General features: G+C 42.3%; 22 protein-coding genes. All 22 read right to left on the bottom strand.

Annotated features, from left to right (window positions below):
• Positions 1-33 precede the first annotated feature (33 nt).
• A complete protein-coding gene (locus BN6559_RS17110; RefSeq protein ID WP_110955867.1) occupies positions 34-621 on the bottom strand; it encodes a hypothetical protein in 588 nt (195 codons plus the stop codon).
• Between the two features lie 17 nt (positions 622-638).
• Positions 639-2,540, bottom strand: coding sequence for a hypothetical protein (locus BN6559_RS17105; protein ID WP_110955866.1), 1,902 nt, complete (start codon positions 2,538-2,540; stop codon positions 639-641).
• Between the two features lie 3 nt (positions 2,541-2,543).
• A complete protein-coding gene (locus tag BN6559_RS17100) occupies positions 2,544-3,185 on the bottom strand; it encodes a hypothetical protein (RefSeq protein ID WP_110955865.1) in 642 nt (213 codons plus the stop codon).
• 30 nt (positions 3,186-3,215) lie between these two features.
• Positions 3,216-3,392, bottom strand: coding sequence for a hypothetical protein (locus tag BN6559_RS17095; RefSeq protein ID WP_199884100.1), 177 nt, complete (start codon positions 3,390-3,392; stop codon positions 3,216-3,218).
• A gap of 192 nt (positions 3,393-3,584) precedes the next feature.
• Positions 3,585-4,883, bottom strand: coding sequence for a hypothetical protein (locus BN6559_RS17090; RefSeq protein WP_110955864.1), 1,299 nt, complete (start codon positions 4,881-4,883; stop codon positions 3,585-3,587).
• 220 nt (positions 4,884-5,103) lie between these two features.
• Positions 5,104-5,535, bottom strand: a complete 432-nt coding sequence (locus BN6559_RS17085) for a hypothetical protein (protein ID WP_110955863.1) — start codon at positions 5,533-5,535, stop codon at positions 5,104-5,106.
• Positions 5,536-5,748: 213 nt separating this feature from the next.
• Positions 5,749-6,090, bottom strand: coding sequence for a DUF4280 domain-containing protein (locus BN6559_RS17080; RefSeq protein ID WP_110955862.1), 342 nt, complete (start codon positions 6,088-6,090; stop codon positions 5,749-5,751).
• 29 nt (positions 6,091-6,119) lie between these two features.
• Positions 6,120-6,605: a hypothetical protein gene (locus tag BN6559_RS17075; RefSeq protein ID WP_110955861.1), complete on the bottom strand. Its 486-nt coding sequence runs from the start codon at positions 6,603-6,605 to the stop codon at positions 6,120-6,122.
• A 2-nt stretch (positions 6,606-6,607) separates the two neighbouring features.
• Positions 6,608-7,795, bottom strand: coding sequence for a pentapeptide repeat-containing protein (locus tag BN6559_RS17070; RefSeq protein ID WP_110955860.1), 1,188 nt, complete (start codon positions 7,793-7,795; stop codon positions 6,608-6,610).
• 150 nt (positions 7,796-7,945) lie between these two features.
• Positions 7,946-9,502 carry a WD40 repeat domain-containing protein gene (locus BN6559_RS17065; protein ID WP_110955859.1) on the bottom strand — a complete coding sequence of 519 codons (1,557 nt, stop codon included), beginning with the start codon at positions 9,500-9,502 and terminating at the stop codon, positions 7,946-7,948.
• Positions 9,499-11,061, bottom strand: coding sequence for a WD40 repeat domain-containing protein (locus BN6559_RS17060; RefSeq protein WP_110955858.1), 1,563 nt, complete (start codon positions 11,059-11,061; stop codon positions 9,499-9,501). Before BN6559_RS17060 ends, BN6559_RS17065 begins: the two co-directional genes overlap by 4 nt.
• Positions 11,062-11,169: 108 nt before the next feature.
• Positions 11,170-11,922 carry a lipase family protein gene (locus tag BN6559_RS17055; protein WP_110955857.1) on the bottom strand — a complete coding sequence of 251 codons (753 nt, stop codon included), beginning with the start codon at positions 11,920-11,922 and terminating at the stop codon, positions 11,170-11,172.
• 78 nt (positions 11,923-12,000) lie between these two features.
• Complete coding sequence (locus tag BN6559_RS17050; RefSeq protein ID WP_110955856.1) at positions 12,001-13,452, bottom strand: hypothetical protein; 1,452 nt, start codon at positions 13,450-13,452, stop codon at positions 12,001-12,003.
• Between the two features lie 281 nt (positions 13,453-13,733).
• On the bottom strand, positions 13,734-13,952 hold the full coding sequence (locus BN6559_RS17045) for a hypothetical protein (RefSeq protein WP_110955855.1): 219 nt from the start codon (positions 13,950-13,952) through the stop codon (positions 13,734-13,736).
• On the bottom strand, positions 13,952-14,779 hold the full coding sequence (locus BN6559_RS17040) for a hypothetical protein (RefSeq protein WP_199884099.1): 828 nt from the start codon (positions 14,777-14,779) through the stop codon (positions 13,952-13,954). Before BN6559_RS17040 ends, BN6559_RS17045 begins: the two co-directional genes overlap by 1 nt.
• Positions 14,760-15,470 carry a hypothetical protein gene (locus BN6559_RS17035; RefSeq protein WP_110955853.1) on the bottom strand — a complete coding sequence of 237 codons (711 nt, stop codon included), beginning with the start codon at positions 15,468-15,470 and terminating at the stop codon, positions 14,760-14,762. Before BN6559_RS17035 ends, BN6559_RS17040 begins: the two co-directional genes overlap by 20 nt.
• A 12-nt stretch (positions 15,471-15,482) precedes the next feature.
• Positions 15,483-16,772, bottom strand: a complete 1,290-nt coding sequence (locus BN6559_RS17030; RefSeq protein WP_110955852.1) for a hypothetical protein — start codon at positions 16,770-16,772, stop codon at positions 15,483-15,485.
• A 1-nt stretch (position 16,773) separates the two neighbouring features.
• Positions 16,774-17,937 carry a tetratricopeptide repeat protein gene (locus tag BN6559_RS17025; protein WP_110955851.1) on the bottom strand — a complete coding sequence of 388 codons (1,164 nt, stop codon included), beginning with the start codon at positions 17,935-17,937 and terminating at the stop codon, positions 16,774-16,776.
• A gap of 24 nt (positions 17,938-17,961) precedes the next feature.
• Positions 17,962-20,601, bottom strand: coding sequence for an Hsp70 family protein (locus BN6559_RS17020; protein ID WP_110955850.1), 2,640 nt, complete (start codon positions 20,599-20,601; stop codon positions 17,962-17,964).
• Positions 20,602-20,670: 69 nt separating this feature from the next.
• Positions 20,671-22,656 (bottom strand): PP2C family protein-serine/threonine phosphatase, encoded by a 1,986-nt coding sequence (locus BN6559_RS17015; protein WP_110955849.1) that lies wholly within the window; start codon positions 22,654-22,656, stop codon positions 20,671-20,673.
• 27 nt (positions 22,657-22,683) lie between these two features.
• On the bottom strand, positions 22,684-23,499 hold the full coding sequence (locus BN6559_RS17010; RefSeq protein WP_110955848.1) for a PP2C family protein-serine/threonine phosphatase: 816 nt from the start codon (positions 23,497-23,499) through the stop codon (positions 22,684-22,686).
• Positions 23,496-24,044 carry an FHA domain-containing protein gene (locus BN6559_RS17005; RefSeq protein WP_110955847.1) on the bottom strand — a complete coding sequence of 183 codons (549 nt, stop codon included), beginning with the start codon at positions 24,042-24,044 and terminating at the stop codon, positions 23,496-23,498. The genes BN6559_RS17010 and BN6559_RS17005 overlap by 4 nt, the downstream gene beginning before the upstream one ends.
• Positions 24,045-24,055 lie beyond the last annotated feature (11 nt).

Here is a 24,055-nt window from a genome sequence, read left to right as displayed (position 1 = left end):
TCGCCGACCCGCGGCCTATCTGTCCACAGTTTATCAAGAGCCCGACGTACCGATTTCCTGGCATTGATCTTTATATTCACCCATATATACGGTGAGTTCATCTGCTTTTTTCAGTTCTTGGAATTCCGGTGTTAAAAACATTTCTTCAATGACCACTTTGCCAAGTTCTTCGATATATTCACTAAACCGAGGCGCCTCTGCCCGCTTTATACAGGCGATATCATAGCGTGTAATGCAGCCGGCATATTTTTTGCTTTTCTCATACAGGCGATCACATGCATCGTGCAGGAAAGAAAATGCCCAGGCAGCGTCATACGAGGCAGCACACTCTTTCGTGTCGAGAAACCAGGTTTCATCATACGCATCCAGTCGATAGGCACTTTGTCCGAGGCATAGTGAACTATAAAGAAAAGAACCATAGATATAGACGATGCTGTTTTTTTGCCCTGCGGCCTGCAGCATAGCGATCCTTTGCCAAAGTTTACGAAAGGCCGTTTTGAGATCTTCGGCCAAATTCTCTTCATTTTCTTGATAGAAAAGATCAAGTGCCGCCAAGCTTTGCTCTATTTGCGGCTCTACATCTTCTTCGTGAAAACGTTGTAGTGCTTCTTCACGTCGCATCGGTGCTTTCTCCTTTTTTAATTTGTGCGGACTTCTTTGCCTTGGATGTCGATGAGTCCGCTTTTTTCGCTTTGCAGCGTGGCCTGTCCGCAGTTTAATTTCATATTTTCTTCAGCGATGATGATCACGTCTTTGGCTGCTTTCACAACAATATTTTCAGCGGCCTCAATATTGATGTTTTTATCACTGATGATGGTGATGCCGTCAGCATCGGTCAAGTTAATGAAAACACGGCCTGACTGGTTGGTAATATAAATACCGTCCGGGGTAAACAGTACTTCTTTACCATGGACATTGCTTAGGGATTTATAATCAGGATTACTGCGTTTTTCAGGGGCTTCGCTGGTACGATTGACAGAGCTTGATGCAACAGCATCTTCCTCTTTGTTATTCAGCATTGTAATTTTTACGGTATCGCCCGGTTCAGGCATCACATACCAGCCTGAACCGCCGGGACTGGAAAACAGCGTCGAGTATGGAAAATACCAGTCTCCGCCACCATCCCATTCGGCATCAATTTCTGTGATATGTGCTTTGATCTGGTCATTGGTAATCACCTTGACTTCTCCGATTAGAGAAACGCCCGCCAGTTCTTCGTTATAAATATCAGGCTGAACAAGTCCCTGCTTACTCACCAAATCATAAGTGAAGACAAGAATATCTCCTTCCAGACAGCCTTCCACAGCGCGCACATACAGTGTGTGTTCTAAAAAGGTCACGCAATCACCAATGGCAAGACGGTCAACACTTTTCACCTGGTAATACATAAAATCAATATCCATGACCGTCGGGCTGGAATGTTTCAGTTGATTGGCTTGTGCCGTCTGATATCTTTGCAGTTCTTTTTTTACGGTGTAACTGCTGACCGTAAATTCCTTGGCTTCTCCACTTTCCGGTATGCCAAACCCGATGCGAATGCTGTCAGAATAGATGTCGGGAACTAGTCCGCTGTTTAGACGTGAACACATACGTTTTACAAATTCCCATACCGTTTCTTTATAACGGACAATCAGCTTACCCGTTGTCACATCCGGCAGGTTGTTGTAGATACAGGCATCCCCGGCCACTTTTTGAACAATATCATTATAGGTGTCGGACATGCGTTGAAAGGACTGGCTATCTTTTTCAATGTCCAGCAGGTAACTAGGGCTGGCAACTTCTGCTTCAAACTCTTTATACGTGGTGGCTTGGGTCTGCACAGCGCGAAGCAGTATACCCTGAAAAAGGCATTCCACTTCGCCTTTTGGATCGATACTAAACAGAGCTGCCGGTGTTCCCGGGGCAATTTCAGTCAGAAACCTGTCGTCAGGCGGTGTACTGCCATCTTCTCCGGCTTCAGCCGGCGCTAAGATTCCTTTGACTCTGAGCACAGCATGTTCATTAATCTCTGTTTTTATTGAGACACTTAAGATTTTTCCCTCGATTGGCTCAAAACGCAGGGTGAGACTGTTTACAGCCGGACCTTCAGCAGGTGCGAGCGGATCTATAGGTGCCTCACTTTGCTGCTCTCCCAGAGCTGCATGCATTTGGGTGTTTTGCGCCGACAAAATTCCTGTGCGCTGTGCTTTACTTAAAATGTTTGTAATACAGTCCTGATAGTTATACGGCGTTACACCCAGTGCCCTGGCATTTGCCAGCAGAGACTGTGTCTGCGCCACAACATTCCTCGCAGTTGCATCGATCAGCCCCGCTTGCGCGCCTGCGTCCAGACAAGCTTTTATCGTTGATTCATCCAGTGGTTCTGACAAACCACCTGCATTTGCCGCAGTGCCGATAAACGTCGTTAGCTTATTCGCATCTTCTTGCAGCAGCCCAAGACTTGCAGCTTCTTTGGTAAACTGCGCAATATCGCGCAAATCATGTTGTCCAAGGGCTGCCGGATGCTGCGGTATATTTCCCATCAAACCATGTTTCATCACAGTTTACGCCTCCTTTTCAGAATGATCATCTACAATTTCCAAGGTATGCATCATTGCATGGGCAACTGAACGCCAGCGTTCCTGCTGACTGTTTAAACAATTAAAGGTCATGATCAGCGCTTTTTTCTCCAACACGGTGCAAAAGACAAAATTGTAGATCAATTCATCAAACCCCGGACTGATAAAATCAAACCAGCCAACGACAATTCCACTTTCTTCTATGCTTTCACCTTGTTCGATCAACTGCACCTTCACCGCCTTGCCTGCATACATTTTCATCGCATCGATAAAAGTTTTCATTTCTTCTTTTTTCAGCGGCGTATTGGTATGATTCAGCGTGAGATTAAACGTCATCGTCTCATCCGTCTGAATGATCGGTGGTCTTGTTTCATACGGATATTTTCGCTTGGCAACTTCTAGTTCCATGTCCTTCCAGTTCTCTGGCATACTAATTTTTACTCGACCATCTAAAAATTCTCTAGGGGCAAAACGTACCAGTTTGCGATTGATCAGTACTTCTCCACTTTCAAGATCCTGTGCAGCAATTTCCTCGGACAATGCAGCTTCGGCAGCCTCTGCCGCCGCCTGGTCTTCAGCCTCCTGCAAAACTTTCAGTACGGTTTCGTCCATATATTCACGCGCCATAATCTATCTCCCCCTTAACATGCTATACATTTAGTCTACAATGACCTGGCGTCTTTGCCGATATCCACGAAGCAATTCGCGTTCGCCGCCGTTTTTGATGGATTGTAATATCGCCCTCAGAGCTTCAAAAATTTCCAGATTATCATACTCGGCAAATGCTTTTTTCAACTTCGTTGCGATGTATAAAAGAATAACTTCTCGATTCATCGCTTCTTTTGTATATTTGGGGTCAGGCTTGAGTTATATTACTTGATTTCAAGCTTAGCAGGTCTTTTACTATAAATCCTATAAGTCAATTCTTATATAACTCAAGCCTGACCCCATTAATCCCCAATAGGGTTTATACGCCTTAAGAAATAGTCCATTACCATGTTTTTACTCCTCAATATAGTTTTAACTCTAGGCTAATTCTCCGATCCAGCGGTACTCAGGGTAGCGATACTGAAGCTCTGAAACCAGAAAGCTCATTTGTTCTACGGTAATAAACGTAGAGTTTTCTGCTTCGAAAATAACTTTCATCACCTCTTTAGCGTGCTCGTCGCGAATCTCATCTGCTACAAAGTAGTTTAGATCGCTGGTTTCCCCTACAGTGTCTTGGTTTGCTTGGTTGTCGATCTTATAAAATTTAATTTCCTCAGCCGCATGAAAACTGTTGACTATACGAATGAACTCTCCTTTAGTTCGTATCGGCTGGTTGTTTTTCGCCGTCGCAAAGCGTTCAATAAAGCTCTCCTTGCGACGGTTGCTAACAATTTGGTAATGCAGCCAAGGTATATCCGTATCTGAAGGTATATGGAATTTGGCTACCTGCCATCTTGGCATTTTCGGTATATTCGTGATAATCACTAGTTTATCCGCATCAAATCGTACGTCAACGATATTCGAATTGTCCGGATGAACTAGGTAGCCATGATCAGCTCCTAATTCCGACAGCAAAAATTGATGCTCAAATAGGTCTTTGCCTGGTACTGGGATAGGAAAATCGTTCTTGGCGATAGTGAGCTGCTGGACATTCCAGAGCAACATCATATCGTTTTTTTTATACTGTTCATAATCACCTAAATGTACTGTAATTGCGTTGATTTTTTCATTGGGTTTAAACGGAGGCAACTCTTTAATCGCTACGTTGACAAATTTATAGGCATAAGGATTGTTGACAGTTCTCCATTTGATGTTATTAAACTGAAAAAGTCTATAGACTTTTTCCATTGGTTTCAAATATTTCATACTTGGAGATAGTTCGATGTTTGTTATGTATGTATTATTCCTGTCTGTCACTATTTCGACGTGATAGTTATATTCCGCTTGTTCGTCGAGCATCTGCTGAATGATTTTTCCTTCACATTCCATGAAAACATTGCACAGGACTGCTTTTCCATCTTGCTCAATTTTTTCTTTAATCCAGTCAACCTGATAAACAAACCTGCTAAACTCGCCTGGAAGCATAGGAAACAAGCCTGCATTGTCTTGCACATAGTCACTTTTAGTACAAACTGTTGTATAAATAGCACATTTTGTATGATCTAAAGGTAACTCTTTCATTACTTTTTCTTCTAATGCTTTATCCGCGTCCAATTGATACTGTACAATATCCATAAAGGGTCCTTGTAAGACTTCTTTTACGATACGCCGCATTTCAAGATTGTTTGTACTCAGAATTCTGTCTCGAACTAATTTTCTCCATTTCGTTTCATTCAAATTTCATAACCTCCATACAACAAAACAATATCTCTCTATTGAAACATGCTACAGATAATTTTCCCATTATATTACTTTTTGTTCGAAGCACTTTTTACAACAAACTAATAGATTCTTCTTACTTTCGCTCCTTTCATTAGTCTACAATGACCTGTCATCTTTGCCGTTGGCCGCGTAGCCATCTTTATAATAAATTCACGTTATCCAGCTTGTTTCTCTTTTATTCTTCTACATCTAATCCACTTTCAGATTTTACTGCATGTACAGAATCAATTTTTTGCCGCATCACCAAAGAAAACTCTCCCGCCCCGTCGGCATGGCTATATTTTTCGTTATAGTCAACAACAAAGGCCTTGGGAAAATATATTTTGCGTGGAACTCTACCGGCTGAGACAACTTCTACAATCACACTACGGTAAGCATCTTTATCTTCCGGTGGAACCAACGACCATGCAAACATTTTTTCGGTTTCAAGGTCATCCATTGCCTTGTTGTTAGACAGTAGTTTACCACTTACAGTCATCGTAGCAACAATGTTTGTTTTTGCTAACGCACTGCTTTCCGTAGATGTGCTTACATCGACTGAATTGATCACTTTTTCACCTAACTGAACTGTGGCGTTTTCTCCTGTAACCGTTAATTTAAATCCCATATGAACATCCTCCCCATTCATTTTTTATAATATATATAACCACTAAACTTTTTACCAGTCTACCAAAAAGGAGGATAGCGCATCGCTTGCTTCCTGCGTAACGCCGCTCAGCCCTATCCCCCTTTCTGATGATTGCTATATGTACAAATCTTTAGTACTTTTTATATAGATATCGTCTTTTTTCTTGAAATTCAACTCATTATTTTTGAAATTTTATTGTCCATCAGCTACAATTTTAATAACGCCGCCGTTACCACAAGGAATAATAGAGGTGTTGAGAAGCGCCGGAGTATTGTCAATATCTACGCCGTCTTTACCGCATTGCCACTCTCCGCTGAGCGCGGGTACGCAAGGGGCATTTTTTTTGTTTTTACACTTCCCCATACTGCCGATATTGACCATAGACTGGCTATCTTTAATATTTAATACGGCTTTTCCATTGATATCACATTGATGGGATTGTGAGAAACTGAGCCTACCTGCCATGCTCCCCGCGCTACACTCAATACTGGCACCGTCAACCACGTAACTTTGTCCTTGTTCATCATTTGTCATGTTTTAAACGCTCCTTTTTCTTAAGATTTTTAAATTGCCTCTACCTCTTGAAGTATAATTCCCCAAGGGTCTTGCTGAAATATTTTTTCCGCTACATTAAGATTAATGATTATATAATGCTCTGGAATACCTTTGACTGAAAAAACAGCATGCTCCTTCACTTTTTCGCGGTCTAATACTAGACGCGTGATCTTGTCCTTTTTTTGTAGCTCGGTATTGGGCGATAAACAATCAATTTCCGGTGCCTCAAATAACCAATAAATAGATTTGACATCAACGAGCATAAGAATTTTAAATATTATCTGTGAGTTATATGCCGACAATATTCGTTTAAGTTTGTCAGAGGCTATCGCTCGCGGACTATCCAGAAAGTCTACATACTGCTCGTGGCTTTGTTTGTCTACCGCCACTACCGTTATATCTTCAAAATCATGTATTTTTTTTAGCCATGACAGATTTAGTGGCTTTATGGCGCCAGTTAGGTTGCGGTCCTGGCGCAATATGAAATATTCCATCTTTACTCCTCCATTACCCAGCAAATACTATCTGTTTGCTCTGGGGTTAATTTTATTTCATTTTGGCTTTCTTTTAAAAATATAGCTTCATGTAGCAAAGCGTCCTGAAAAGAGGTTTGCCCAAATATAGCCTTACGAAAATCAGCCCCGCGTAAATCAGCTCCACTAAAGTCAGTCTGAACAAGGTTACTCCCGTAAAAATCAACTCCAAAAAACGACGGGATTTTATCTCTGTCAATGGTGCTTTCCTCATCTACGCAGGAAAGTTGTGACTGGTATATCTGTAGAGGAGTACTATCGATTCCTATTCCTCCCTTTGTGCCGGAAAAATTGGCTTTTTCTAGGTTGCAATGACTAAAGTTGGCGTCATGTATTGAGCAATGACTAAAGTTAGTTCTCTCCAGATTGCAGTTTTGTAAATTTGTACCGACAAAGATTCCTTGTTGCAGTTCGCAACCACTTAAGTCACTGCCATTTAAATCACTATAGCTAAAATTAACATATGTATATTGTTCTGAGCCCAGATCCATATTTTGGAGTGACCGGAAGCACTGATGAGGTTTTCTTTTGATTCGAGTTCTTATGCCTTTAATTTTTATCGTTGGGTTTGGCTCGATGGATACCGGCTGATAATCTTTTAAAAACTCACCTACATAAATGGTAAAGGGATTTTCCCTTTGAATGTCTTGAAACTCAGGTATCGCTGACACGTTTTGCAAGCTGTAGCGGGCTAACTGGATAATATAAAGGTGAAAGTTAGCTATATCTGACTGTCCAATCCTGACGAGGTCTTGCGGAATGAGCGCGAATACATATCTTTTGCGGCTTGGCTCTAACTCGGGTATTGTCTGGTGCAGCAGCTGTATGCACCACTGAGCATCATATCTATAAGATTTTCCTTCCCAATCCCATGCTCCCAACGCATCATAGACATCCCAGCGATAGACTGCCTCGCCTCTACATAACGAAGTTCGAAGCAGAGATAAATTAATCGAACGAAGAGGAGGCTTATTTTGCGTTTCTTGTTGTTCTTTGACGGCACTACATACCTCTTGAAAACTTGCTAAAAAATCCTTGGCTAGGTCATCTTTATTTTTCCGGAAATAACTGTCCACCGCTTTTATTTGCTCGGCTAGTTTAGGGTTTAGGTATTTTTCTCTAAAATGTTTTAAAGCCTCTTGTCTGTTCATGATAATGGGCCTCCTTCTTGTTTATTAAAAAACTGTGATCATAGACTAGAAACTGCTGTATCAGCGACGTTTTTTCGTTATACTTCGTCAGCTACTCCTAGCAGACTCCTTCCAGTATGCGTCGTCGCGGCTTCTCTGCTCAACAAAAAATCACTCGTCCCTCCGGGTTTTCCACTTAAACTTTCCTAATTCATATTCAGATACATCCCATATTTTAATATATTTTTCTCCCCCTGCTGCGATATAGCGCCCATCAGGACTATAGGCTATTCCTCTTGTCAAATACTTTTCGGGATGCGGCAAGGTTCCGGCTAATAGATGACTCCTTGTATTCCAGACTTTTACAGAGTTCTCGCTAATATAAGCTAGATAAACGCCATCCGGACTGTAAGCCATGCTATTGTCATAAGCGCCATATCGCAAGGGCAGGATGTCCACTAATTTCCAAGTAGTAACATCCCATATTTTAATAAAACTGACTTGACTAAGACGAATGGCGGCAGCGATATATTTGCCATCCGGGCTAAAGATAATATTTCCCAAAGCATAAGGAATTACTTCCTTGTTATAAAGGTCCAGTTCTTTTTCTTGCGCCAAAACTTTATGCAAATTGCCTGTAGCTACGTCCCAAATGCAAATAGAAATATTGTCTTTCTCTCTTCCAACCATGGCCAGATATCGCCCGTCCGGGCTGTACGTTAGGTTACCTCCCCATGTCCCAAGAGGTCCTTTGATAATTTTTGTCATCTCCCTCGTTTCCGTATCCCATATTTCAATGATGGTGTTAACCGTTTCTTTTTGAGAAGCCTCAACATTCCCGGGCGCAATCAGCAGTGCCAAGTACTTGCTGTCATTACTAAAGACGACCGAGTTGATTCCTCTGTAAGTTACATTGTCTATCCGCTCTTTTCGGTTTAATTCAATGGGCTTATCGGTTTTAAGGTCTAAAAGGAGCAGATAAGCATCTTTTTCAGAGGGATTCCAAGAGCGGCGCCAGCCAATTGCCATATATTGTCCATTATTACTAAAGGCGGCCTGTGATACCCTATCTGGCGCTGTAATTGTCGGCAGCTGCTCCCCTTTTTTTACATCCCAACCACTGATTTCCTTCCCCATCGTAGTAGCGCTAAAAGCAATAATCTTGGAACTGTCAGGGCTGAAAGTGAGCTGTCCGGTAAGTGGTCTCTGAAACTGAGAATATGGAATGAAATCAAATTCGATGAGGGATTTATCGAATGCGATACTTGCCCACGGCAAAACCGACAAACTTATTGCCATAAGTATTACTATTGCTTTTCGCCATTTGGTTATCGATGCATATTCAAATTTCCATGCTGCTTTATTTTTTCTAACAAATAGACAGAGCGCCCCCAAGAAAACGCAGACAGTTATATTTATGATGATTTCAAAAATGCTGGTGGTATGAGCAGCCAATGCCTGTAGTTCAATCCAATATGTCAAAGATGCACCGACACTAAGTACCACGAATATTAGCAACTGGACAAGAGACGCGGTAAGCAGGTATAGCCAGCTTTTTCCTCGCATAGTCCATGTAGCGAGTAACAGCGAGGCTGCGAGAAAGACTACGGGGAATAAGGCAAGCTTGCTGATACTTGTTTGATACCACAAACATACCGCAAAAATCATTATCCCTGCCCGAATCTTGCCTAAATATTCTTTTATCTTGGTTTCCTCTTCTTGCATCATAGTTCTATGCCACTCCGGGTTTTCCACTTAAACTTTCCTAATTCATATTCAGATACATCCCATATTTTAATATATTTTTCTCCCCCTGCTGCGATATAGCGCCCATCAGGACTATAGGCTATGCCTCTTGTCAAATACTTTTCGGGATGCGGTAAGGTTCCGGCTAATAGATGATTCTTTGTATTCCAAACTTTTACAGAACTCTCGTCAATAACAGCTAGATAACCACCATCCGGACTGTAAGCCATGGCATTTTCGTAAGTTCCATAACGCAAAGGTAGGATTCGTACCATTTTCCAAGTAGTAACATCCCATATTTTAATAAACCTGCCTTCATCAAGACGAATAGCGGCAGCAAAGTGTCTGCCATCCGGGCTAAAGATAATATTTCCCAAAGCATAAGGAGTTACTACCTCGTTACGAAGGTCCAGTTCTTTTTCTTGCGCCAAAACTTTATGCAAAGTGCCTGTAGATACGTCCCAAATGCAAATGCAACGATTGTCTTTTTCTCTTCCAACCATGGCCAGATATCGCCCATCCGGGCTGTATGTTAGTTTACCTCCCCATGTCCCAAGAGGTCCTTTAATAATTTTTGTCATCTCCCACGTTTCGGTATCCCATATTTCAATGATGGTATTAACCGTTTCTTTTTGAGAAGCCTCACCAGGCACAGGCGCAATCAGCAGCGCCAAGTACTTGCTGTCATTACTAAAGGCGACCGAGTTGATTCCTATGTAAGTTACATTGTCTATCGGCTCTTTTCGGTTTAGCTCAATGGGCGTATTGGTTTTAAGGTCTAAAAGAGTCAGATAAGCATCTTTTTCAGAGGGATTCCAAGAGCGGCGCCAGCCAATTGCCATATATTGTCCATTATTACTAAAGGCGGCCTGTTGTACCCTACCTGGCGCTGTAATTGTCGGCAGCTGCTCTCCTTTTTTCACATCCCAACTGCTGATTTCCTTCCCCATCGTATTAGCGCTAAACGCAATAATCTTTGAGCTGTCCGGGCTGAAAGTGAGCTGTCCGGTAAGTGGTCTCTGAAACTGAGAAAATGGAATAAAATCAAATTCGATGAGCGATTTATCGAATGCGATACTTGCCCACGGCAAAACCGACAGGCTACTTGCTATGAGTATTACTACTGCTTTTCGCCATTTGGTTATCGACGCATATTCAAATTTCCATGCTGCTTTATTTTTTCTAACAAATAGACAAAGTGCCCCCAAGAAAACGCAGACAGTTATATTTATGATGATTTCAAAAATGCTGGTGGTATGAGCAGCCAATGCCTGTAGTTCAATCCAATATGTCAAAGATGCACCGGCACTAAGTACCAGGAATATTAGCGACTGGATAAGAGACGCGGTGAGCACGTATAGCCAGCTTTCTCCTCTCATAGTCCATGTAGTTAGTAACATAGATGCTGCGAGAAGGACTACGGGGAATAAGGCAAGCGTGCTGATACTCGTCTGATACCATAAATATACCGCAAAAATAATTATCCCTACCCGAATCTTGCCTAAATTTTCTTTTATCTTGGTTTCCTCTTTTATCATCATAGTTCCCTCCTTAAGTTACTATTAAAATAATTAACCACTGCCACATAGAAGACATTAGGACGAGAGGTTTCTTACCATTAGCATGCATGGCTGTCCTATTTTAGGTAATCAAACCATGTTTGGATCAGCATTGACCGTTTCCGCTTTGCCATTACACAGATCCTCATAAAAATAACTTATACTATGCTGCACAAATTTATAGCCTACCGTCTGGGCAAATGCACTGGCCCCTGCCTTGGCCGTAAGTCCTCTTCCCCTAGTAAGCGCCATGGTTGCCACACTTAAGGCCATTCCCGCTGGGCCTCGCGGATAATCGCTGGGGGAATAATACACGCAGCTTCCCACATGTATTCCCACCGCTTGCACAATATCAGCGGCTCGCATATGGTTAATAATACCAGTGCCCGAAACATTAGTAATAGAATTATCTAGTTCTATTATCCCTGGGGCATTGAAGGTTTCTGTAGGAATGGGTGTTTCGTTATTGTTGATAAATAACATATATGATAAATATTGGGCAAGCGCTCCACCTAATGAGTGTCCAGTAATGGAAAAAGGATAATTTTCATAGTTATTGTAGGGGGGATTGTTAAATATTGCGCTATAATAAAACTCTATCACGTGCCAAAAATGAATTCCTTTTTCTTTAAGAACCAGTAGAACATCCGTCTCAACGTCTTGTATATTAGAGGTTCCTCTAATTGCCAATACAATTTCAGTTCCTTTTATATAGGCTTGCCCACAAAAGGACTCCGGGTCAGGTGCATACCATCCTCCTGGCAGCTTCTCCCATCCATCAGGAATCGAACCATCATAGACTGCATTGCAAAGTGCACAATACTCTATAGTAGTTATAGCCATTTAAAATCATCTCCTTTTTTACTCGTACTACACGGGTATAGCTTTTTTTGTTTAGGATGTTTTTCTTAAATCAAGTTACTAATTTATTTTAATTGCAGCCCCGGTAATCTTAGTTTTTCCTCCGGCAATCGTCACTTTTTCTTTGCCATTTATCATAATTTCTTCTGCTTCCATGGATATTCTTTCTTTAGAGATGATGTTAATGTTGTTTTCGGTATAGATTTCAACTCCATCCTCATCATTTAGAGTGATAGATACTCCATCAGAATGGATGATAATCCTGTCAGGGGCGAAGATAATCTCTTTACCATCTTTAGTTTTAAGGCTTTTAATCGCAGGGTCGGCCCACCGGTCGCGTTCTAGTCCAAAGGGAGGGGCTTTTTCCCATTTCGGATTTACTAAATATGGACCACTCGAACATGAATTAATGGCTACACTATCATGTTCTCTTTCACTTGGGAAATAAACATGTACTCTATCGCCGATCTCCGGCATAAAATGCCACCCACTGTCGATATTGGATGTAAACATACTGGCATATTCAAACCAATAGGCTTTTTCCACAGCTTGTTCCTTATCAACAAACAAATGAATTTTTATTTTCTCCCGCAAAACATCAATGACACTGCCTCTAAGCGAAAGACCAACTATATTAATATTATAGAAATGATCCTGCTTCAAAGCCCATTTTGAGGTTAAGGTATATTCATGTGTGAGAATACTCTTGTGTATACTGGAAATAATACTCTCGACGTAGAGTGGCTGACCTCTAAATATGACTTGTTGTCCAATTTGCAGTAATTTTTCACTTCGCACTCGATAAGAAAGTATCGTTTCTTCTTGAGACCAGCCCGGAATACTATTTGTCGCAGAAGCTGTCCATTTGCCGATTCTTTTTTCAATTGTATAGTGGGCGTCCTCCAGTGTTTCCGGTTTCGTACCCTCCGAGGTACCAAAAAAGAATTTTGGCGACGCGGCTCTTGTTTCTGGAACTAACCCTACGGTAAGATTAGACGCCATGCGCTTCATAAACTCCCAATCCGTTTCCTCATATTGCAGTATGAATCCTGGGGTTGGAGAATTCCCCCCCACATTGAAAATAACATTTGCCCCTTCATATGGCTTGATTATATCGCTCACCAGTCCGCCATACTTTTGACTGGAGTCTTGAAACGATCGCGTTCTTTTTGCAATATCAAACATATGGGTATGCGAAAGCGCCTCAAGATATAAGCAATAAGTCCCCATTACGGCCTTTATCTCAATATGGGTGACAATCCCCTGGAATAAAATTCCTGTGGCGCTTTCAGACGGCATTAGTAAGTTTTCCGGGTAGAAATATTCCAACTTTACGTTGGTTTCCAGCGTAGTCATCTCCACATAAAAGTCTTTTTGCGCTTCATCGACGATGGCAGTCAGGTTTAGCCTAGCGTGATCGTTGATCTTTTGAACGATTTTCAAGTCCTGAATGTGCTTCAACTGGTAAGGCGATACCTGTAAGCAGTCAAAACTCAGCATTGGAATTTTCATAATCAAATCTCTCCTCTTTTACATTCTACTAATTTTATTTGAGTGAAATGTAGATAAAACTATCTAGAAATTGGGAAATATATTCCCGCCGCTCAGATTTCTCCTCTTGCTTACTTCTACTTTTATTATTTCCCTGCAACATCCCAAAATTTTATATAATCGTCTTTTTCAAGCGCCAGATAACGGCCGTCAGGACTAAAACCTACCGTGGGACTTATAAATGCCTTAGGAAAGTATTCCTGGGCTTTTTGGATCGCTTCCTCTTTCTTTAAATCAACAGGCTAATTCAACGTTAAATTCCAAACATCAATTCTCACATCGCCATCTTTTTTAGAGTTCATCTCTCCAGTATGTCCTATAGCCAAATAGCGTCCTTCAGCGTTAAATGACAAGTCAAAGATATATCCTGGCATTGTAATTTTCGAAATTGATTTACCTGTTTGTTCTACGGTAATAAATGTAGGATTTTCTGCTTCGAAAATAACTTTCCAGCCTTTCATTAGTCTACAATTACCTGTCGCCTTTGCCGATATCCACGAAGCAATTCGCGTTCGCCGCCGTTTTTAATATTCTGTAATATCGCCCTCAGCGCTTCAAAAATTTCCAGATTATCATACTCGGCAAATGCTTTTTTCAGCTTCGTTGCGATGTATAAAAGAATGACCTCCCGATTCATCGCTTCTTTTGCATTTAACGCTTGCAGGCAAAATGCCGTATCTACAGAGTCCAATGTGAATGTCATTGCTTCTTTAGCAAAGGCATACGTGATATCTGGTGATATTGAGCTTTTCTCCCGAGCGGCAAAAGGTGCATAAATCATGTTAACCGTGTCAAATTCTGTATTGCGGTCAGCAAAATCTACGTAGTTTATACGAAGGCTGGCACCAGCCTGCAGTTTAAAACGACATAGTTCTATTTCTGCATGCACTAAGTGAAGGTTATTTGAAAATGCAATTTCCACTTCACGGTAAATATAACCATTTTTTCGTGCCTCATCTTTAAATTCCAATTTGAAAATCATCCATTCATCGGTGGGAGCGTAGGTAAGTGAAAGCGGTTCAGTAATCAAATAGAGATGTCCCAGATAACGGATAACACCCCGGTTTAACGTAATGGTATCTCTCGTTGTTGTGATATGACAGCCGCTTACAATCCCGTCGCTATAGTCTTCGTGGATGAGACGTCCATATTCATAGGCGTAGTCGCGCAATGCCGTGAGCATGGTCGTCCTTAGGACATGCGCTTGTTCAAACAGAGGAAAAATCTGTCCATTCATAAAGTTTTGCTTCCTTTCTTTCTTATCCGTACTAAAATAACGCGATGGCATCCGCCTGCATAGCGGCGTCTACGCCAAGAATGCCGAAATGATATTCCCAAAACAACCGCGCTGAAAACCCAAAGGGTAAAAACATATCCAGCAAGAATTGCATAATTTTTTCGTTATCGCCGGTTTCTTTTTCGCCTAAATACAGGAGCAGTTCTTTATCGTTGTAATTATTCTGATAAATCAGGCTGCCGGTAAATGCAGTTCGTACCGCACGGCGAAAAACCCGCAGGCTCGTGCCTGTCTGCATCTGGGTTAACAGTTCATTTGACAAACAAAATTGTAGATTTCGATGCATGATCGCGACTGCAGCAGCCGCTTTAGCACCATACACACCATCTAGAAGTTCAGCCCGCAATTGCCGAATAAAATATTCTCTTTTCGTAAGTCCATGCTTTAGATCAACTTCGCTCAAAAGATGTACGATAACGTCAAAAAAGCTGGCAGCACACTGCGCAAGTTCCTGGTTTTCTTCCTGCTCTAAGAATTCCGGATGCAAAAGTTCTTGAAAGATATGACTAAATCGATAGAGTGCATTGAGCTCGACAAACTTGTTGTCCAAGCCCGCTTGATTGATGCAGGAAAAGGCCTGTTCGCAATATGGGCTGTACTCTTGTGCCTGTTGAAATATGAGTTCCGCCTTATCTACGCCTTGTGCCTCGGCCTGCAAAACAATATCCCATATAAAATTCATGGTATCCTCTCCTTACACTAGCCGACCGCAGCATTCATATTCAGGAAACTGCCGTTGCACCACACTGACGAGAAAACTCATGATGTCCCGGTTCAGATAAAAATCATAGTCAGCAGGCTGAAAATCCAGCCGCATCGCTGTTTCCCAGGTACCGGTTCGCAATTCGTCCTTTATGAATCCATCTACGATATAGGTTTCTTTTCCCGGGAAATTCTTGATGAGTTCTACACCGATAAACGTCAAATCATTTTCGTAACCGCAGGCTTGAATCAATCGATTCAATTCCAATTTCGTCTTGATCGTCTTACCAAATACCCCCATAAGCGTATTGGCAAAGGATGCTTGATTCGTGTTGTGTAACGTCCGATTTGGATAGGTAGCTTTACGCAAAGGGTTGCACTTATACATCGTCCAGTTCATCGGATCTTCTAGTGGACAGGTGATTAAGAGATCACCTTGCGTCCAACGTATGTTGGAAATCGCAACATCGGGGTTGGTAACCAGATATCGCGCCCCTTCTTTAAATTTATGACGAAAAATCCGATGTTCGTAATTGATTTTGTCAACGCACGGTTCCGGATATGTACTTGTACGCATCGACACCGTTTCCAAGTTCCATAATGGCACCTGCTGATAACGAATTACGGAGGTATATTCTTCAAAATCAAGGATGGCTTCTTCTATGCTGTCCTCGTCATTCCAGTTTTCAATCTCATCAATATAAACATCAAAAAGTTTATAGAGATAGGGTGCACAAACACTGCGCCAGGGCAAATAATTGAGTCCAAATATTCTATATAAATCCTCAACCTGTTGTCTGTAGGTTAGGTTTCGTCGAACATGAAACTGCGCATTGTATTCGCTATGCTGCGTTTTAACGACACCACGAAAACTTCTTTCAGGCGCAGCAAATTTTTCTGTTTCCAGATAATCCGCCTGCAGAAAAACGGTATAGAGAAAATACGGTGACTTTTCACTAAGACTTTTGCACATAGCCTCCGTATCAATCTGTGTAGGCTGCAGATCTTCGAGTCGCATCGGCAGCAAAAACTCATCGGTAACATCATAAAGATTACGATCCATGATATTCGTTACAATAGCCGGCCCTTCAATCGGCATCGGCACTTCTTCGAACACGCGCTGTTCCAAGCCTTTATATTGTGCTTCAATTTCGCCGTGCAGTTCGAGGAACAGGTCTTCGACGACGGCTTTGAAAACGCGGCGGCTTTCAAGGTTGTCCATTTGCAGCAACCGATTTTTCACATAAGTTTTCATATCAAATTCTTCATCAAATATGCGCATGTTATTTTCCTCTTTCCAATAGTTCCGCTTGCCGAACAGCATCTGCAATACCAGCCGCTCCCGCTGCGCGGAAAAGCTGGCGGGCCAATTCTTTATTTCTTTGTATCACATTTCCAGCCAAATAAGCCTTTCCGAGCATATATTGTGCCAGCGGTTCATTTTTAGCAGCGGCTGTTTTAAAAAGCACAACGGCTGTTTCTTCGTCTTGCGGTACACCACGTCCCGTATAATAGGCGGTACCAAGCAAAGCTTGGGCTAACGAGTGATCCTGCTTTGCAGCCAGTTCCCACCAATGAACAGCGACTGTATAATCCTGCGCAACAATACGTCCCCAGAAAGCATTTGTACCTGCTTGTGTATAAAGATCAGTCAGCGGCGTTTTCTGTGCTTCCTTTTTCCAATCAAGATTTTTACCGAAATCAATCGGTGCTTCGGTGCCTCTCTGTGCGATGACTTCTAAAAAAGTTTTAGCCTGAGGATTGCCTTGTTGTGCGGCTGCTTGGAAGCGTTTCACGGCCTTGTCTTTTTGGGTAAGATCGTTGGTTTTATAATCAGCAATGCCAAGTAATACTCTGGCAAGTGCAGAATCTTTTTGTTCAGCCTGCAGATAGTTCCAATCAGCACCTTCCTGACTTTTTGTCATATTGCCAAAACCTTCGGCATAAGCAAGTCCGATATATGCACCGGCGTCGGGATGACCGCCAAGGGAAGCCCTGCGCCACCAAGTAATCGCGGCTTGCTCATCCATTTGCACCTGCATGCCGGTATAGTAGGCAATGCCCAAAATATATTGCGCTTGCACATCTCCAGTTTCTGCCATCGCTGCGACTTGGGCAAAGCTTTCTTCTGCGGCCTCTTCTAAAGCTTCCGCTTTTTCCTTTGCTGCTTTTTTTACTTCTTTTTTGTTTGTTGATTCTGCCGGTGGTTCTGTGCCGGGAATCTCTACTTTAGGCGATTCCGGCAAAACAGGCGGCTTGGCTTTTGGTTTGAGTTTTTCTACTGCCACGGCTGCCGCACCGATTGCAGCGACTTTTTTCAGATCATCTTTGTCAATTTTTTTGAGGGTATCTTTGCTGATATTCACAGCCTGTACTTGGGGCAAACCGGTCAATATAAGACTGAGTAAAAGCAAGAACACCACCATTCGTCGCATGGTTGTTTTCATCGGTACCTCCTTTTCCGTCGGTCATCATTTGGTTCCGTCAAAGAAATTTTCTACCCAAGCATCGCTTTCGAAACTAAAGAACTGTAAGCGTCCCAGCATCAGAATTTCTCCGTCACGATAAATCGGTAAAACGAGAAATCCCCACCGACGTGGTTCGGTCCAGGCAAAAAATTTCACTTCACGGTCAACGATACTGTCGACATCATCCTGTGGAATATCAACCTCATAGAGCTCGGCTATTTTTTCATACTCCATTGCCTGAAATTCGCCTAATGTACAAGCATACGTGAAGTTGTAACGGACTTTTTCATTCATATCTTTGAGATAGAGCTTTAACGTCAAGTCATCCATATTGCGGGAGATATGTCCGCCGCTTTTCCCTTTTTGCAAACCATGGATGAGCACAATTTCCTGCCCTGTATGCGTATACGCAGTAATGATATACGGCAATGCCGGCGTGCGGCTGGTAATTTTGACGTCGGCAAACCCATATTTTTTGTCTTTCAGATATTTTAAAGCACCATCGATACAAGTCATTTTAAGTTCAAAATCATCTGTAAGATCGCCGGATTTTCGTTTAAATTTGATGGTCTTTCCCGGGACAAATTCCTTTAATGCATCACGAAAGATATCAATCTTACAGGATTGTCCGGTCAATTTAATCATGGTATATTCATCCAGCTCATGGCTGCCATACATCTCATCCATAAATTTATGGATGACACCATAAATGTCGGCCCGCAGGATCAGCATAATATCAAATATACTGAAATATACTTCAGGGAAATCTTTCACGGTTACAAGATCTCTGCCTTGCATCGCAGTCAATTTCCATTTATCCACAAAGAGCATGGTAGCCGCCGAATCTATGCGATCATTACACGATAGACCAACACGCAGTGTGCCGACTTTATTGTAGAATTCTTTTTTTATGCGTTCGGCTGTGTGAAACAGAAAATAAAAATTATTTTTCACCTTGTAGTAATCACTGCGGCTAAGCTTTTCCCAATCACGGAATTTTGTTGGCAAGAATGCCTCTGCTTCAGCGTACGCGGTATCAAATTGCTGATAAAGCTTCTTCGCCCCATACTCGTCTACATAGCGGAATACATCCAGATCGAATGTATTCAATAGATCATTGATGTCCGGACTGCCTGACTGCCATTCTTTCGGGGCCAATGCTTTATAGAGACGGATTTTTAAAAGCTGCATAATCCGGAAGGTCAGGTTGTTGCCGCCAAAGTCGGTATCCCCGTTTTCGTAAGCAGTCTCAATGTCGATTTTATAAGCAACCCGCTGGGTACTGACACGAAAACTACAGGAGGATAAGTCAGTAGTTCCGCCGCCGCAATCAATGACCAGTGCTCTGTAAGTTGTATTTTCCTGCGCACTTTTTTGCGAAATCATTTCAGAAATCGTATTGTAAAGTACGGCAATTCCTTCATCGAGCATATCTTCTTTTTCGACGGTATATTCAGGCAGGATTTCAGAAAAGAGCGCTTGAAACAAATACTTTTGTTTGACAGGACTGGAAATATGTACAGCCTGAATATCGCATTTGAAACGATTTTTCATCGCTTCGACGATATGCCGAAAGTAGGCTTTTAGGATATCTTTTCGTTTGACAAAAGCACGTCGCCCTTGTTTATCGATAATTTCCTCACTTTTTTCATAATCACCGATCCACCGCTTGATATCATAAAACACACAAAACCCTTCATCGATATAACTGGAATTGGCTAGTTTTACAGCATCATAGCCAAATAGGTATTCCGGGTCTGCCCCACCGTGAATGGAAAGGACACCAACTACGCTCGGTAAGAGCGTGGTTTCATGATAATCCTGGATGCTATCGTAAAACACTGCATAATTTACATCGTTTTCTAACAGACCAAGCTGTCCCGGCTCCATATCAGTGCGCTCAAAGTACAGACTATCCAGATATACACCGGCTGTCGTGCTCGTAGTACCAAAATCTATCGCAATGGGCATGGTAAGCGCTACCGGTTTTCTCACCATAAAATCTAAAAGCGGCACGCGATATACAATCAAATGTTGTGGCATATAAGCGTAATCGCCGCTGTAAATACGCTGCAGCATCTCAGAATTTGCCTTGTCCATACACAGCAGACTGTAATTTTTGATTTGTGCTTCGCTGCAGGGCAGTCTAGATGCTTTAGTTAAATATAAAGAATCTTTGCTGCTGCCTTTGGTTTCAACATTTAAAATGCCGCACAAAGTGTTATCCGCGCTTACGATCAGCGCATTGGTCCCAGCTAGCTTGGCATGATATTTAATTGTCAGTTCGTCGTAGTAATCGAGCGATAACCCTTCATAAACGACAATTTTGGCACTGCAATCGGGGCGGATATCGGTTTCATAATGGATCTGTACTTTAGAAATCACATTTTGTAAAGCCGCATAACCTTTTTCATTATAGGTTTTAATTAAAAGATTCTCATCTGCACCACGGTATCTGAGAATGACACGAATCAAGTCATCTTTGTCAAGCGGACTTACAACCCCATGGATGATCTTTTCCCGTCTGCATATTTCTCTGAGCTGGTGCCCCGTCATAAGTTCCAGGTCACGTTTATAATAGCGGTTTTGCTTTCTTTTGACCGCATTACCATCAATATTCAAGGTATAACTGTATTTATCCATAAAGTATCGCCTCCATCGGACGACAGACTTGGACGAGAACCTTTGTTTCTGTCCAAGCACTGACGTTGCTTACTGCGGCAGATTCGCCATAATCGCGGCATCCGCATCAATTCTGTCAAGCATAATTGCAATTTCATCTGCTTTCGTCTGATTACCAAGCGCCAAATAGAGCTGCTGCGCTTGGCGGTACATCTGTTTCGCTGCACTATACTCTTTGGAAGCATAGAGCGCACTCGCCTGTGCTTCCGTTTGCACGGCATTGATTTTCTGCTGATCGATCTCCTGCTGCTTGGCAGCTACGCTTTGCAGTTTACCGCTAAGAATCGAACTTTGCGCTGTATCACCAAGTGCGGTGTATTGAGATAATGCAGCGTTATAACTAGCCGCAGCACCTGTATAGTCCGCCTGAGAAAATGCCGCATCGCCTTGTCCGACAAGTGCAGCCGCACTCATATAGTCCGAGGCGTATTGATTTGCTTCTTTTTGCGCTGCTTGTGCTGCTTTTCCTCTCGCTTGACCAAGTTTTTCAAGAGCTCCCAGTGCTTCTTTTTTACCATCTGCATCATAATGGGCAGCTGCCAGAGCACGGGCCGACAGATATTTTTGTTCCGCCAAATCTAAATCACCGTATTGTGATAATGCATCCCCCTGGGTAATCAGATCGCTAATGTCATCACTCAAGCGTTGTTTATCTTTCTTTTCCTGTTCATCTTTTTGTTTCTGTTTTGCATCATACAATTTGTCAATCGCAACTTGTGCCTGCACTTTACCGTCAGCGGAATGGATTTTAGCAGCAAAGGCTTTTGCCCGCAAATAATACACTTCCGCTTGTCCAAGCTCGCCCTGTTCCATAGCTTTGTCACCTAGATTAATAAAGTCTGCAACTGTCATATTGTCTTCGGTATTTGCAAGCCGTCTTTGAATATATTTCTCACCAAGTTTATCTGCATAACGCGATCTCTCCAGCGCGGTTTGATAGCCTTGGTAAGCATCTTCGAATTTCTGATTCTGATAGGCATCATCAGCGGCGATAACACTCTCTATCAATCGCAGGTAGTTATTAAGCTGCTCGATTTTTTCTTTGTCTTTGAGTTTTTCAGCCGGTTGCAGCGCTTTTTGCACTTCGTCACGAGCCCGAATATAGTTATTGTCCTGCATACAAGCAATCGCACTATCCATCCTAAGATTCATCTCATCGACTTTATCTTTGTGACGGCTATAAAGAACATAGGCAATCACCCCAATGATAAGAAGAACAATACAAACAATGATGGCAATTTTGATCCTGCGTTTCCGTCGTCGATCACGATTTGGATCAATGAAAACTTTATTGATGAAGACAACTGCCATCGTATAATTATCAAGAGCCGGCAGCTGTTTGGACAGCAGCATATCTTCTGTATTATCCAATGGTTCCTGCGGATCATCCGTCGTCTCAGAAAATATATCGTCGAGATCCGCTTCCTCAAGGTTTTCCCATATACCACGTGTGTATAGAACAGCGATATCGCCATTCATCAATTTTTGTTTACCGGATACGTAAGGCTTAAAATCTTTTTCCTGCCCGAGATAGGTATAAAGATTATGTCTTTCTTCATGCCTGGACAGGACATTGGGTGTAATTTCGTTTTTTTCGACTAGATCTTGGGCTAAAGACATATCTTTTGATTTTGCACTGAGCATGCCGTCCCGATACAGGCGGAAACGTGTATTACCGGCAACAGCATAGCGTACGGATTCATAGTCCGTAACAATCACAGTCACCGAAGCCTTGAGTGCTTCACGTCCATTCGTCTGCAAAAGATCACGATTGGCTTTCACCAAATAGGAGCCTAAAACGCGCCCGGATATCGACGGCCGTTCTTGAAAATGCAAGATAACACTTTCCACCGCTTTTTGGGCACTTTCTGATCGTTCTAAATCCGTAAGCCCATCCGCAATGACGTAACAAGCATAATCGTCGAGCTCGACAAAAGCGAAGTAGTCATTGTTCGTAAGTGCTGCCCCGGCTTCCGATATAAATGCAGCTTTTAATTCACTGTTTAGCTTTTTCATAAAATCCCCCTGTAGAGCTGCTGGCTGCTACTCTTTATAAATCATAATGCTGGCATTGTCTTTGCCTTGAAATTTACTGCGGTTCACTCGTTCGATTATTTGTAAAGCCTGCGCCTGCGCATCTCGTCCTTGTGCGAGTTCTTGCTCTATTTCACGCCAAATCAGTGTTTCGTAAACGCCATCACTCATGAGAACAACAGCATCGCCTGAACGAAGCGGCAGCGGCTGGCTGAAAAATTCTATATCTTTAAAACCATCTTGTCCGACAAAATTATATAATCGGTGTCGGTCTAAAAGCGCAATTGCACTTTCTTTTGCTAAACTTCCCTGCACATATTTTTGTCTGGCTAGCACGTCAATGGTATGCCCTTCACTGACCGGTACAAGATCATCACCATGATAGACCGCAATTTTAATATTACCGACAAGCGCATAGTAAAGCGTATGGTCAGTAATCAGCACTGCGGCAACACTCGCCGAGCCACGTCCGTCTTCGACCTTGTTTAATATGGCTCGATTCGCCGCATGGAAGGCTTTGCGAAAGTAATAGTGTGGTTTTTCAAATGCTTTATACTCTTTAAATAAATCAACGAAGGTTTCTACGGCAATGCGTCCGGCAATTTTACCACCATACTTTCTGCCCATACCATCGGCTAGTACCAGCAGTGATCCTGCACTATTTTCCCAAACGGCGTAATTGTCTTCTTGCACTTCACGATCACCGATGGTCATACATTTTCCTATCCTAACAGTCTTTGCAGATGAAGCACACATTCTTTTTATGAGCAAGGCAAAGACAAGAAGCGTTAGTACGAGGATAAGAATACCCGGTATTTGTGTCATGATTCTGCTCCCGCCGCACCACTCTGTGCATCGCCTTTCGGTTTTTTCACATCTTCCCAATTAAACTGATCTCCACAGAATGGAATGAAGAGAAATTTACTGTCTCCCAGTTCAATGACATCATAGGTATTTAAAACTTTCGGCATATAAACAGCGTCACCTTGATGATAGACGATACCGTTTGATTCCCCCGGTAATAGAACAGTTTCTTTCTTCTTAGGATCGAAAACAATGATGCCATGATTGCGGCGTGAGATTTTATTGTCACCGAGAATTTGGATATCCATATCGTCGGCACGCCCAATAAAGTTTTTTCCTGTTTTAATTTTGTAATCCTTACCTTGTCTAGGTCCTGATATACATACGATCCAGCCACACACCGGCTGCACATCTTCTAAAAACAGCATTTCTTCCACATCAACATCCGTAAGTCCGGTTTCTTTTTTTTCTTTAGTAGCTGTTTCAATATTGCAGTACGGACAAACCGTTCCGTAACGCCTAGAACTAAACATATGTCCATTTTGACAGCGAATTAAATTGCTCATATGATGCCTTC

This window comes from Massilibacillus massiliensis (assembly GCF_900086705.1).
In the GTDB taxonomy this organism is placed as follows: Bacteria; Bacillota; Negativicutes; order FLKF01; family FLKF01; genus Massilibacillus; species Massilibacillus massiliensis.
This window is presented reverse-complemented; position numbering and strand designations above follow the sequence as displayed.